General features: G+C 70.8%; 15 protein-coding genes. 12 read left to right on the top strand and 3 right to left on the bottom strand.

What is annotated here, in order from left to right:
- A partial coding sequence (locus tag NE235_RS31855) for a hypothetical protein (RefSeq protein WP_252809545.1) occupies window positions 1-685 on the bottom strand: 685 nt, incomplete at its 3' end.
- Between the two features lie 339 nt (window positions 686-1024).
- On the opposite strand from NE235_RS31855, the gene NE235_RS31850 reads away from it, so the two are divergent.
- Both NE235_RS31850 and NE235_RS31845 read left to right on the top strand, forming a co-directional pair.
- Window positions 1025-1372, top strand: coding sequence for a YidH family protein (locus tag NE235_RS31850; RefSeq protein WP_252809559.1), 348 nt, complete (start codon window positions 1025-1027; stop codon window positions 1370-1372).
- Entirely contained in the window at window positions 1369-1638 is a 270-nt protein-coding gene (locus NE235_RS31845) for a hypothetical protein (RefSeq protein WP_252809543.1), read from the top strand. Before NE235_RS31850 ends, NE235_RS31845 begins: the two co-directional genes overlap by 4 nt.
- Window positions 1639-1699: 61 nt before the next feature.
- Here NE235_RS31845 and NE235_RS31840 read toward each other — a convergent pair whose 3' ends face one another.
- Window positions 1700-2209: an ATP-binding protein gene (locus NE235_RS31840; protein WP_252809542.1), complete on the bottom strand. Its 510-nt coding sequence runs from the start codon at window positions 2207-2209 to the stop codon at window positions 1700-1702.
- A 188-nt stretch (window positions 2210-2397) separates the two neighbouring features.
- Here NE235_RS31840 and NE235_RS31835 point away from each other — a divergent pair, with 188 nt between their 5' ends.
- The 3 genes from NE235_RS31835 (at window position 2398) to NE235_RS31825 (ending at window position 4894) form a co-directional block, all read left to right on the top strand.
- Complete coding sequence (locus tag NE235_RS31835; protein WP_252775746.1) at window positions 2398-3264, top strand: helix-turn-helix domain-containing protein; 867 nt, start codon at window positions 2398-2400, stop codon at window positions 3262-3264.
- On the top strand, window positions 3265-3504 hold the full coding sequence (locus NE235_RS31830) for a DUF397 domain-containing protein (RefSeq protein ID WP_252809541.1): 240 nt from the start codon (window positions 3265-3267) through the stop codon (window positions 3502-3504). It abuts the gene before it with no gap.
- Between the two features lie 193 nt (window positions 3505-3697).
- Entirely contained in the window at window positions 3698-4894 is a 1197-nt protein-coding gene (locus NE235_RS31825; RefSeq protein WP_252809539.1) for a steroid 3-ketoacyl-CoA thiolase, read from the top strand.
- A gap of 29 nt (window positions 4895-4923) precedes the next feature.
- Here the strand turns inward: NE235_RS31825 and NE235_RS31820 are convergent, their stop codons facing one another.
- Entirely contained in the window at window positions 4924-5259 is a 336-nt protein-coding gene (locus NE235_RS31820) for an EthD domain-containing protein (protein ID WP_252809538.1), read from the bottom strand.
- Window positions 5260-5382: 123 nt separating this feature from the next.
- Between NE235_RS31820 and NE235_RS31815 the strand changes: the two genes are divergently transcribed.
- The 7 genes from NE235_RS31815 (at window position 5383) to NE235_RS31785 (ending at window position 12022) form a co-directional block, all read left to right on the top strand.
- Window positions 5383-5817 (top strand): MerR family transcriptional regulator, encoded by a 435-nt coding sequence (locus NE235_RS31815; protein ID WP_252809536.1) that lies wholly within the window; start codon window positions 5383-5385, stop codon window positions 5815-5817.
- Between the two features lie 44 nt (window positions 5818-5861).
- Complete coding sequence (locus NE235_RS31810; protein WP_252809534.1) at window positions 5862-6344, top strand: MarR family winged helix-turn-helix transcriptional regulator; 483 nt, start codon at window positions 5862-5864, stop codon at window positions 6342-6344.
- A 94-nt stretch (window positions 6345-6438) separates the two neighbouring features.
- Window positions 6439-7533, top strand: a complete 1095-nt coding sequence (locus NE235_RS31805; protein ID WP_252809532.1) for an NAD(P)/FAD-dependent oxidoreductase — start codon at window positions 6439-6441, stop codon at window positions 7531-7533.
- Between the two features lie 13 nt (window positions 7534-7546).
- On the top strand, window positions 7547-8539 hold the full coding sequence (locus tag NE235_RS31800) for an aldo/keto reductase (RefSeq protein ID WP_252809530.1): 993 nt from the start codon (window positions 7547-7549) through the stop codon (window positions 8537-8539).
- A 137-nt stretch (window positions 8540-8676) separates the two neighbouring features.
- Window positions 8677-9591: an LLM class flavin-dependent oxidoreductase gene (locus NE235_RS31795; protein WP_252809528.1), complete on the top strand. Its 915-nt coding sequence runs from the start codon at window positions 8677-8679 to the stop codon at window positions 9589-9591.
- 236 nt (window positions 9592-9827) lie between these two features.
- Window positions 9828-11048 carry a cytochrome P450 gene (locus NE235_RS31790; RefSeq protein ID WP_252809526.1) on the top strand — a complete coding sequence of 407 codons (1221 nt, stop codon included), beginning with the start codon at window positions 9828-9830 and terminating at the stop codon, window positions 11046-11048.
- 104 nt (window positions 11049-11152) lie between these two features.
- Window positions 11153-12022, top strand: a complete 870-nt coding sequence (locus NE235_RS31785; protein WP_252809524.1) for an SDR family NAD(P)-dependent oxidoreductase — start codon at window positions 11153-11155, stop codon at window positions 12020-12022.
- The last annotated feature ends 4 nt before the right edge of the window (window positions 12023-12026 follow it).

The raw sequence follows: 12026 nt of genomic DNA, 5'->3' as shown, positions 1-12026 counted from the left end.
CCGCCGCGCTCTGGGCCGCGGTCGCGCCGGCGGTACGGGACCGGGTCGTGCCCGCCGTCGTCCGCGACCGGCTGGTTCCCGTCGCCGTCTTCGCCCCGCCGGCGGCCGCCGTCGCCCGGGTCCGGCCGGTGGTCCCCGCGGCCGTTCGCGACCGGGTCGTACCGGTCGTCGCCCGGGTCGTGCCGGCGGTCGTCCGGCTCGTGCCCGTCGTCCGGGCGGTCCGGGCCGTGGGCGCGGCCGGCGCCGCGGCCTGCGTGCTCGCCGGAACGGGCCGTGCGGTCTCCCGTCTGCCGACGGCCCGGCGCGCCACCATCGTCCCGACGCCGACGGCCGCGGCCACCGGCCAGTCGAGGACTCCGATGGCGGCGGCGGCCGCGAGGCCGCCGTAGAACATCAGCCGGTCCCTGGGAGGCAGGTACGCGGCGGCGACCCGGCCCATGTCGCCGACGAGGGCGAAGCCCCGCGTGGGAAGGGGGATCCTCAGCATCTTGACGTGGGGCGTCACGACGGGAACGGGCAGCGCCGCCCCGTGCTCCTCTGTCCGCGTCGTGTCCGCCGTCACCGCCGTCGCCGGGGTCGCCGTACGACCGCGCCGCGTGGTGGCGGCGGTCGTCGCCGAGGCCCTTCGCGTCGCGGGCTTCTCCTTCGTGGCTGTGGCTCTTCTCTCCGCGGCCATGCCGACCATCCCCCGATCGTGCCGGTACACCGTTTCCGCTCTTGAAGACCCACGTTGCTCCGCGAACGGCCTCGACACAAGCCCACAATGGGAGATCCGGACAGACCTTTTCCCTGCTCAGGGTTAGACGGAGGGCAAATTCGAGCGCGTTGCCACATACGCCCGATTCATTCCGGCCCGCGGCCGCCCCGACGCAGATGAACGCCACGAGCAGACGTTCCCGGTCGGCGCACGTCCGAAGCGAACCCGCCCCGCCGGCCCGGTGACGCGACTCGCCCGGTGACGGCGGTGGTGGGTAGAAGCCTCATCGAGGTAGGGCGCGACCGTCTCGAGGAGGGCTTGAAGACGATGCCGGACGTCGAACCCGGGCACGAGCCCGACTACCGCTTCTCGCTCGCCAACGAGCGCACCCTGCTGGCCTGGGTACGGACGGCCTTCGGCCTGGTCGCACTGGGGATACCACTGGTCGGCGGCATCCACGGAGTGGTCCTGCCGGGGTGGCACCGGGAGATCGGCCTCGGTGCCATCACGCTGAGCGTGGTGATCGCGCCCGTCGCCTACCGGCGATGGCGGCGGGCTCAGCAGGCGATGCGGCTCGGGGTGTGGCTGCCGCGCGATCCGCTTCCCGCCGTCCTCACGGTCGGCGTGGCGGTCCTCTTCACGGTCACCCTCGTCAGCGGGCTCGTGACCCGGTGAGCTCCGGCCTCCAGGCTCAGCGGACGGAGCTCACCTGGCGGCGGGCCGTGCTGTCCTGCTGGGCGGCCGGCCTGCTCGCCGTCAAGATCGCGTTTCCGCTCGGTATCGTGGCGCTGCTCGGCCCGCTGGTGGTGACGGTCGTCGCCTACCGGAGGCGCCGGTGGCTGCGCGGGCGGAGTGAACCGCCGGTGCTGTCGCGGGTGGAGGGACTGCTGCTGGCCGGCGCCTGCGTGTGGGTCGCGCTCGCGGGCGTCCTGATGCTGTGACCCGCCACCCGGCGCGCCCGGCCCCGCGTGCGGCCTTCGTGCGCCCGCGCGCGGGCGGAGGTCAGCGGACGCCCCGTACGGTGAAGGCGGCCCACACGACCTTGCCGTGACCGTACAGCGGGGCCCAGTTCCAGGTGTCGCTGAACGCGGCGACAAGGTGGAGACCTCGCCCGCTCTGGGAGACGAAGTCGGCCTCTCCCTGCCGGGGCACGTCGTCGCTCGGGTCGGCGACCGCACAGGTCAGCCGACCGGCCGTGCGCAGGAGCCCGAGCCTGATGGGGGTGTCGCCGGATCCGGCCGTCGCTCCGACGGCGTGCCGGACGGCGTTCGTCACGAGTTCGGAGACGACGAGACCGACGTCGTCGTACATGGCCGCCAGACCCCAGATCCCCAACCCGTCCCGGGTGAACTCGCGCGCCTCGCGGACCGATTCGGGCACCGCCGCGAGGTCCCGCGTCACCGCGTCCAGCCCAATCCTGACGTGCGGTCCGGCGGGGCCGGACCAATGTCCGCCACGCGCGATCGCCGACAACAGCCACTCGTGCGCCTCGTCGACGCTCTCACCGGTCATCCAGCGCGCTCCGTGTGCTGTCATCGCGATCCCCTGGGAAGCAGTGATCGGCGTGCCCTCGCGCGCTATCCTGCTCGACATGCCTTGCATATGCAAGGCCGGATGCACGTGCAGACGATCGTGCAGACTCTGCCAGCGACGGGAGGGAGTGGCACACTGTGCGCTGACCGATGCTCATGGAGGTAGGGGTGGACACAGCGCAGCCCGCTGGGGGACCGACCGTTCTTCGCCGGCTCCTCGGCGCTCAGCTGCGGCGGTTGCGTGAGCGGCAGGGCATCACGCGCGAGGAGGCCGGATACGCGATCCGGGCCTCCGGTTCCAAGATGAGCCGCCTGGAGTTGGGCCGGGTGGGCTTCAAGGAACGCGACGTGGCCGACCTGCTCACCCTCTACGGCGTCATGGACGAGCGCGAGCGGGAGAGCCTTCTCGAGCTGGCCCAGGACGCCAACACTCCCGGCTGGTGGCACAGGTACGGCGACGTTCTGCCGGGCTGGTTCGAGACCTACGTGGGGCTGGAAGAGGCGGCCGCGCTGATCCGCACCTACGAGGTCCAGTTCATCCCCGGTCTGCTGCAGACCGAGGGGTACGCCCGCGCCGTCATCTCCCTGGGCAACTCGGCCGCACCTCCCGAAGAGATCGAGCAGAGGGTCAGCCTGCGGATTACTCGCCAAAAGCTGCTCACGCGAGGGGACGGTCCTCGCCTGTGGGCGGTCGTGGACGAGGCGGCGTTGCGACGCCCGATCGGGGGACGAGAAGTGATGCGCGGCCAGATCGAGCGCCTCATCGAGGCGACGAAGCTGCCGAACGTCATTCTTCAGGTGCTGCCGTTCCGGGTCGGCGGTCATACCGCCGAGGCCGGGGCGTTCACCATCCTGCGGTTTCCCGAATCGGACCTGCCGGACGTGGTCTACGTCGAGCAACTGACCAGTGCGCTCTATCTGGACAGACGCGACGACGTGGACGCCTACATGGAGGCCATGGAGCGCCTCTGCGTGGTCAGCGCGCCTCCGGACAACACCGCCGAGATCCTCAGCAGGATTCTCCAGGAGACATGAATGCAGTACCGGGCGTACAACGGCATCCCCGCCACCGATCTCGCCGACGTCCGATGGCAGAAGAGCCACCGGAGCAACTCACAAGGTAATTGCGTCGAGCTGGCCCAGCTCCCCGACGGCAGTGTCGCCGTCAGGAACTCCCGGCACCCGTCCGGGCCTGCTCTGGTCTACACGAAGGCGGAGATCAAAGCCCTCATCCAGGGCGCCAAGGCCGGCGATTTCGACACTCTGATCGCCTGACGGCGCCACCTCACACCCCCGCCCGGGCGCGCTCGGCCGGGGGCCCGCGCGGACCGGCCACTGCGGGCACGCCCCCCGAAACGAACCGAACAAGAACAGGTTCTTCTCCGCATCTATCGATACCGAGGGCCTTGAAACCGTCATATTAGAACGGGTTATAGTTCGGCGAGGCGTCGTCACCGCAGGAGGCCATATGGGCTCGCCGGTCATCGTGGAAGCCGTACGCACGCCGATCGGCAAGCGCCGCGGCCGGCTGGCCGGGCTCAAGCCGCAGGCGGTGCTGGCCCACGCGCAGCGCGCCGTGATCGAGCGCGCGGGAATCGACGCGTCCGATATCGGCCAGGTCTTCGCCGGCTGCGTCACGCAGGCGGGCGAACAGGGCGGCCACATCGGCCGTCACGCCTGGCTGTACGCCGGGCTCCCCCACCAGGCCGGCGTCACGACGATCGACGCCCAGTGCGGGTCGAGCCAGCAGGCGGTCCACCTGGCCGCCGCCCTGATCCAGGCCGGGGTCGTGGAGGCCGCGATCGGCTGCGGCGTGGAGGTCATGAGCCGCGCGCCGCTCGGCGCGAACATCACGGGCACCGGCCCCTGTGAGGAGGCCGGCGGCCGTCACCCGTACGCCCGGCCCCGTCCCGACGACTGGTCGATCGACCTGCCGGACCAGTTCACCGCCGCCGAGCGCATCGCGGCGCGGCGCGGCCTCACCCGCTCCGACCTCGACGCCTTCGGCCTGCGTTCCCAGCAGCGCGCCGCCAAGGCGCAGGCGGACGGCCGCTTCGACCGCGAGATCGCGCCGATCGAGGCGCCGGTGCTCGGCGACGACGGCGCGCCGACCGGTGAGGTCCGCACCGTCACCCGGGACCAGGGACCGCGCGAGACGACGCTCGACGGGCTGGCCCGGCTGCGCCCGGCGGCCGGCGACGGCCTGCACACGGCCGGGACGTCCTCCCAGATCTCCGACGGCGCGGCCGCGGTCCTCGTGATGTCCGAGGAACGGGCCCGCGCGCGGGGGCTGCGGCCCCGCGCGCGGATCCGGGCGCAGGCGCTTGTCGGCGCCGAGCCGTACTACCACCTGGACGGGCCGGTTCAGGCGACGGAGACCGTGCTCGCCGCGGCGGGCATGGCGATGCGGGACATCGACCTGTTCGAGGTGAACGAGGCGTTCGCCGCGGTCGTGCTGTCCTGGGCCGCGGTCCACGAGCCGGACCTCGACCGGGTCAACGTCAACGGCGGGGCCATCGCCCTCGGCCACCCGGTCGGGGCCACCGGCGCCCGGCTCATCACCACGGCCCTGCACGAGGTGGAGCGCCGCGACGCCTCGACCGCCCTCATCACGATGTGCGCGGGCGGCGCCCTGGCCACCGCGACGATCCTCGAACGCCTCTGATTCCCGCCTCCGCGCGGTCCCTCCCGGCGTCAGATGACGGTCTTCTCCTCCGTGACCATCACGCCGATCGAGTCCTGGTCGATGAACTTCGCCTCGTCGGGGTGGACCCGTAGCCGGTAGTTCTCGGAGGCGAAGAACGCGTCGTGATCCGCCCAGCTGTCGAACCAGATCTCGGTGAGGCCGTCGTACGCCGGAGCCGGGTAGTTCTCGGCCGGCACCGGATGCGAGACCGTGTACTTCCTGACGTACCGCTCCGCCTCGGGGATCGAGGTGAAGAGCGGGGCGTGATGGTTGCGGTGGTACTCGACGAACTCCTCGAAGGTCATGCCGTCGACCCGATTGATCAGATACGCGAACTTGATCACAGTGTCTCCTTCACTGACGCGAGGTCCGCCCACTTGACGCGGACCCCCTGTCGGCAGGGATTACGGTAAACGGTGACATTGATGTGAGGGGCAAGCGGAATCGTCAGCACGAAGGGACTGTCGATGAGGATCGGCGAGCTGTCGGAGCGGACCGGGGTCAGCCGGCGCTCTCTGCGCTACTACGAGGAGCAGGGGCTCCTCGTGAGCACCCGGTCGCCGAGCGGTCAGCGCCTCTACGCCGAAGACCAGGTCCAGCGGGTCCGGCTCATCCAGTCGTTCTTCGCGGCCGGCCTGTCCAGCCGCACGATCGTCGAGATGCTCCCCTGCATGACGACCAGGCCGACGATGCGGGCCGCGCAGGACTCGATGGCGGTGATGCGCCGCGAGCGGGAGCGTCTCTCGGCGACGCTCGACACGGTCCTCGCCGCACTCGCGGCGCTCGATCGGCTGATCGACGAGAACAGCGCCTATCAAGCGCGGCTGACCGGCGAATCGTCGGCGCGTCAGCGGGCCTCCACCACGACGATCTCCGAGACGGCGCTGACCGGTCACTCATAGTTCGCCCCACGAATTATGAGCAGGCCCGATGTTACCCTGGCCGGGTGAGCAAGCCTGATGATGGCCAGATCGGAATCGTCGCCGCACTGGTGCGGTCCTCGTTCCTGGTGAATGCCGTGTACGCGGAGTCCGGCCGAGAGTACGGACTGACCCCCCAGCAGGGGCAGTTGCTGTGCGTCCTGATGGCACGACCGCATGGCATGAGCGAGTTGGGGCCGATGCTGAGGCTGGCCAAGTCGAGCCTCACCGGACTGGTGGACCGCACCGAGCGCAACGGCCTGGTCCGGCGGGAACCGGATCCACGGGACACGCGCGCGGTCCGGGTCGCGCTGACCACGCACGGCGCCAAGCTGGCGGACGAGTTCTACACCGAGACGTGCCGGCGAATCGCGGAGTTGCCCGGCGATCTCACCCCGGACGAGCGCGACACGCTCGCCGATCTGCTGGGGCGCGTCGTACTGGCCCACGAGGTCCCCGCGGTCTTCCTGGAACCGAACGAAGGGGGCGCCGCCGCACACGAGCACTGATACGGCAGCGCACACCACCGGAAGGGTTGCTGTTCGTGGCGCGAACTAATATAGTTCGTGCAACGAACTCAACCCTTTTTAGGAGTGTGTAATCATGAGTCGTACCGTCGCGGTCATCGGCGGAGGCTACGGAGGCGCCGCGGTCGCCAAGGCGCTGGAGTCCGAGGCCGACGTCGTCCTCATCGACCCCCGCGAGGCGTTCGTCAACGCGGCCGCCTCGCTCCGGGCGCTGACCCGGCCGGACTGGGCGGGCAACATGTTCTTCCCCTTCGAGACGCTGCTCACCAAGGGCACGCTGATCCGCGACCGCGCGGTCTCGGTGGACACGGGCGGAGTCACCCTGGCCTCGGGTGAGCGTGTCGCGGCCGACTATCTGGTGCTGGCCACCGGCTCGAGTTACGCCTACCCGGCCAAACCCGCCTCCGACTCGATCGGCGCGGCCATGGACGACCTCCGCCGGACGCACAAGGAACTGCGGCAGGCCGACAAGGTGCTGATCCTCGGCGCCGGCCCCGTCGGCCTGGAACTGGCCGGGGAGATCAAGGAGGTCTGGCCGGACAAGCACGTGACCATCGCCGACCCGGCCGAGGAACTGCTGCCCGGTTTCCAGCCGGAGGTGGTCGAGGACCTGCGCGGCCAGCTGGACGCCCTCGGCGTCGAGCTGCGCCTGGGAACCGGCCTGGCGGCGCCGCCGAACACCGAGACCGGCCGGGCAGACGCGTTCACCGTCACGACCACCGGCGGCGACCAGATCACCGCTGACATCTGGTTCCGCGCCTACGGCAAGCGCACGAACAGCGACTACCTCGCCGACGGCAGGCTCACGACGCTCAACGCGCAGGGCCAGGTCCCCGTGACCGAGTCGCTCAACGTCAAGGGGTACGACCACGTCTACGCGGTCGGCGACATCACCGACGTCGCGGAGGCGAAAATGGCCGGCTACGCGATGCAGCACGCCGAGGTGGTCGCCACGAACATCTCCGCCCGGCTGAACGGCGAGGAGCCCACGGCCACCTACCAGCCCCTGCCCTTCCCCATGATCCTGCTTCCCCTCGGCCCGAACGGCGGTGTCGGACAGCTGCCCTCTCCCGACGGGCCGTTCGTCGCCCCCGCGTCGATGGTCTCCGAGTACAAGGGCACGGACCTGTTCACCGCCCGCTTCATCGAGCAATTCGGCCCCACCGTCTGAAAGGCCGGCAGACATGGAGTACACCCGCCTCGGCCGCAGCGGCCTCTCGGTGTCCCGGCTCGTCCTCGGCACCATGAACTTCGGACCGCGCACCACCGAAGCCGACAGTCACGCGATCATGGACCGGGCGCACGAGCACGGCGTCAACTTCTTCGACACGGCCAACGTGTACGGCGTGACGCCGGGTGACGGCGTCACCGAGGCGATCATCGGCCGGTGGTTCGCCCAGGGCGGCGGCCGACGCGACCGGACCGTCCTCGCCACCAAGGTCTACCTCCCGACGGGCGACCGGCCCAACGAGAGCGGCCTGTCCGCGCTGCACATCCGCCGCGCGGTCGACGCCTCACTCAAACGCCTGCAGACCGACCACATCGACCTGTACCAGATGCACCACATCGACCGGGACACGCCGTGGGAGGAGATCTGGGAGGCGTTCAGCGTCCTCCGCCAGCAGGGGAAGGTCCTCTATTACGGCTCGTCCAACTTCGCGGGCTGGCACCTCGCGCAGGCACAGGAGGCCGCGCGGTCCCGGCACTTCCTCGGCCTGGTCTCCGAGCAGTCGATCTACAACCTGATGAACCGCTGGGTCGAACTGGAGGTGCTGCCCGCCGCACGGGCGTACGGACTGGGCGTGATCCCCTGGTCGCCGCTGAACGGCGGAGTGCTCGGCGGGGTCCTGCGCAAGCAGGAGGCAGGCGCAGCCTCCCGAGGTGACTCAGGGCGCTCGGCGGCCACGCTCGCTAGACACCGGGACACCATCGAGGCGTACGAGAAGGTGTGCGCCGACCTCGGCGAGGACCCGGCCCACGTGGGACTGGCCTGGCTGCTCGCGCAGGACGGCGTGACCGGACCGATCATCGGCCCGCGAACGGTCCAGCAGCTCGACGGCTCGCTGCGCGCACTGCAGATCACACTGGACGACGCCACTCTGGCCGAGCTGGACGAGCTCTTCCCGCCGCCCGCCCCCAACGGCCCCAAGGCCGCCCCCGAGGCGTACGCCTGGTGAGCACCCCCGCGCCGAACCCCGGCACGCCGGAGACCACACCCGGTGCGGTGCCGCAGCCGCCGCACCGCACCGGGTCCCCCGGCGGATCACCACGTCGCACTGAACAGCGGCACACCCCGTCGAAGAAAGGCAGGAACATGTCCCTGGAACGAGTCGTCTTCGGTTTCGGCGCGCACAGCGGCATCGACGAGATACCGGAACTGCTGCGTATGGCCGAACAGGCCGACCGCGACGGGCTCGACCTGTTCTCCCTGTCGGACCACCCCTACATCGGCGGCCGCGCGGACGCCTACGCCTCCATCGGATTCGTCCTCGGACGAACCCGGCGCCTGTCCGGCTTCGTCAACGTCACCAACCTGCCGACCCGGCCCGCCCCCATGCTGGCACGGACGGTGACGACGCTGTCGGCACTGTCCGGCGGACGCGTCGTCCTCGGGATGGGCGCGGGCGGGATATGGGACCGGATCGCCGACATGGGAGTGCCGCGCCTGTCGCCGGCCGACGCCGTGGACCTCTTCGAAGAGGCGATCGTCCTGGTCAAGAAGCTGTCCGGGGGCGGTCCCCCGGTCACCCACCAGGGCCGCCACTACCAGGTGAAGGAGATCGAGCCCGCTCCCGTGGCCGCGCCTCCCGTGTGGACCGGATCGGTCGGCCGCAGATCCCTGGCCGCCACCGGCCGTGTGGCCGACGGCTGGATTCCCGGCCACGCCGCCGACTGGCTCAGCGACCGCTACCGGGAGTCGCGCCCGATCATCGACGAGGCGGCGGCCGCCGTCGGCCGCGATCCGCGTGAGATCCGTACGGTCTTCAACTTCCCTGGGCGCATCACCGACCGGCCGCTGCCCGCGACGCGCGACCGCGACGGGCGCTGGATCGGCGGCTCCGCCGACCAGTGGGCCGAGGAACTGACCGGAGCCGTACTCGAGCACGGCGCGTCCGGGTTCATGCTCTTCTCCCCCGAAGGCGGGACGCCGGACCTCGCCTCCCTCACCCGCTGGGCCAGGGACATCGTCCCGGCCGTACGTGAGGCGATCGCGAAGGAGAACGCCTAGTAGGGAGTGTCGGGTGGACACCCCCTAGGGACTCGACCGCGGTGGTCCGCGACAGGTGGGCCGCCTGGGCCGCCGCGGTCCCGGCGGCCTCCCGGGACCCTCCCCGCGAGGTGACGATTCCGTCACGGAGGGTCGATGAGATGCGCGCCACCCCCTCGGCGACCTCTGCCGTCTTGACCCGAGCGAGCGCTTGGTTTAGAACGTGTTTCAGACCAGCCGCCGCCCGAGGAGCGACGATGCGGATCGACATCATCACGCCGGAGATCTACGAGCGCGGAGGCTTCCCAGACGAGGCCTTCCGCCGTCTGCGACGGGAGGCGCCGGTCCACTGGCACGAGGATCCCGACGAAGGCTCCCCCGGCTTCTGGGCGGTCACCAAGTACGACGACGTGGTCCACGTCTCCCGCCACCCGGAGCTGTTCTCCTCGTACGCGCGCACGTCGATGTTCGAGGAGTTCACCGACGAGGACATCGCGCTCTACCGCCTGATGATGCTGTTCATGGACCCGCCGCAGCACACCCGGCAGCGGAGCTACGTGAACAAGGGCTTCACGCCCCGCATGATCAAGCAGCTCGAGGAGCACATCCGCGACGTGAGCCACCAGCTCATCGACGACGTCGTCGAGCGCGGAGAGGCGTGCTTCGTCCGTGACATCTCCGCGCCGTTCCCGCTCTACGTCATCTGCGAGCTCATCGGCGCGCCGGTGGAGGACCGCGGCCGGATCTTCGACTGGTCCAACGCCCTCATCGGCTTCGACGACCCCGACTATGCCACCTCCGCCGAGCACGCGCGCGACGTCTCGGCGCAGATCCTCGCCTACGCCCACGACCTGGCGGCCTACCGCCGGGAGCACCCGGGCGACGACATCGCGACCAAGCTGCTGCAGCCCGACGCCGACGGCCGGGTGCTCGGCGCGGACGAGTTCGCGATGTTCATCCTGCTGCTGATCATGGCGGGCAACGAGACCACGCGGAACGGCGCGTCGGGCGGCATGCTCGCGTTCTTCGAGCACCCGGACCAGTGGCGGCGGCTGCGCGCCAACCGGGCCCTGCTCCGGACCACCGCGGACGAGATCGTGCGCTGGGTCAGCCCGGTGAACCTGTTCCGCCGCACGGCGATGTCCGACACCGAGCTGCGCGGGCAGCCGATCAAGGCGGGCGACAAGGTCGTCGTCTTCTACCCCTCGGCCAACCGGGACGAGGACGTGTTCGCCGACCCGTACACCTTCGACATCGGCCGCGACCCGAACCCGCACATCGGCTTCGGCGGCGGCGGACCGCACTACTGTCTCGGCACTCACCTCGCGCGGCTGGAGCTCACCGTGCTGTTCGAGGTGCTCCTGGAGCGCATGCCCGACATCGGGCAGGCCGGCGAGGCGCGGCGGCTGCGCTCGAACTTCATCAACGGCATCAAGGAGCTCCCCGTCCGCTTCACCCCGTCCGGACGGCGTAGCTAGAACAGGTATCAATCTAGAACGGGTTTCACTTATAGTGGACGCGGTATGCCGGCGCCCGGAACGGCCACCCCGGGCGCTCGGCATGCCGTCGCGGAAGGAGCCGCATGGCCGCCACGGACAAGGACGTCTCGCTCGGGGGCAGGGTCGTCGCGGTGACCGGGGCCGGCGACGGCCTCGGCCGGGCCCACGCCCTCGAACTCGCCCGGCGGGGCGCGCGGCTCGTGCTGAACGACCTGCCCGGCGAGGCCGTCCGGCGGACCGCCGAGCTCGTGCGCGGTGAGGGCGCCGAGGCGGTGGTCGCCGAGGGCGACGTCGCCGACTGGACCGCGGGCGAGGCGCTGCTCAAGACGGCACTGGAGACGTACGGAACCTTCGACGTCCTGGTCAACAACGCGGGCATCACCCGCGACCGCATGATCTTCAACATGTCCGAGACCGAGTGGGACGCCGTCGTCGCCGTCCACCTCAAGGGCCACTTCGTGATGGCGCGCCACGCGACCGCGTACTGGCGGGCCCGGTCCAAGGAGACGGGCGGCCCGGTCCACGCCCGGATCGTGAACACCGCGTCGGAGGCGTTCCTGCTCGGCTCGCCCGGCCAGCCGAACTACGCGGCGGCCAAGGGCGGCATCGCCGCGCTGACCCTGTCCATCGCCCAGTCTTGCGGCCGGTACGGCGTGCGCGCCAACGCGATCTGCCCGCGTGCCCGTACGGCGATGACGGCCGGCGTCTTCGGCCCGCCGCCGGAGGACGGCCCCGACCCGCTCGCGCCGGAGCACGTGTCGCCGCTGGTCGCCTACCTCGCCTCCCCGGCGGCCGAGCACGTCACCGGCCAGGTGTTCGTCACGTACGGCGGCACCGTCACGGTGCTGGCCCCGCCCACGGTGGCGCTGCGCGTGATCGGCTCGACCCCCGAGGCGCTCGCCGAGGCGCTGACCGGGCTTCCCGGCGGAGGATTCCAGACAGCCGACCTTTGAGGGA

Source organism: Actinoallomurus spadix (assembly GCF_024055725.1).
Classification (GTDB): domain Bacteria; phylum Actinomycetota; class Actinomycetes; order Streptosporangiales; family Streptosporangiaceae; genus Actinoallomurus; species Actinoallomurus spadix.
Note: the sequence above shows the minus strand (reverse complement) of the source record. Positions and strands in the feature narration are given on the sequence as shown.

What these genes read in the sequence shown, in the direction of transcription:
- NE235_RS31785 (WP_252809524.1), top strand. Translation starts at nt 11,153, where the DNA reads ATGGCCGCCACGGACAAGGACGTCTCGCTCGGGGGCAGGGTCGTCGCG.
- NE235_RS31790 (WP_252809526.1), top strand. Translation starts at nt 9,828, where the DNA reads ATGCGGATCGACATCATCACGCCGGAGATCTACGAGCGCGGAGGCTTC.
- NE235_RS31825 (WP_252809539.1), top strand. Translation starts at nt 3,698, where the DNA reads ATGGGCTCGCCGGTCATCGTGGAAGCCGTACGCACGCCGATCGGCAAG.
- NE235_RS31840 (WP_252809542.1), bottom strand. Translation starts at nt 2,209, where the DNA reads ATGACCGGTGAGAGCGTCGACGAGGCGCACGAGTGGCTGTTGTCGGCG.
- NE235_RS31800 (WP_252809530.1), top strand. Translation starts at nt 7,547, where the DNA reads ATGGAGTACACCCGCCTCGGCCGCAGCGGCCTCTCGGTGTCCCGGCTC.
- NE235_RS31850 (WP_252809559.1), top strand. Translation starts at nt 1,025, where the DNA reads ATGCCGGACGTCGAACCCGGGCACGAGCCCGACTACCGCTTCTCGCTC.
- NE235_RS31795 (WP_252809528.1), top strand. Translation starts at nt 8,677, where the DNA reads ATGTCCCTGGAACGAGTCGTCTTCGGTTTCGGCGCGCACAGCGGCATC.
- NE235_RS31830 (WP_252809541.1), top strand. Translation starts at nt 3,265, where the DNA reads ATGCAGTACCGGGCGTACAACGGCATCCCCGCCACCGATCTCGCCGAC.
- NE235_RS31805 (WP_252809532.1), top strand. Translation starts at nt 6,439, where the DNA reads ATGAGTCGTACCGTCGCGGTCATCGGCGGAGGCTACGGAGGCGCCGCG.
- NE235_RS31815 (WP_252809536.1), top strand. Translation starts at nt 5,383, where the DNA reads ATGAGGATCGGCGAGCTGTCGGAGCGGACCGGGGTCAGCCGGCGCTCT.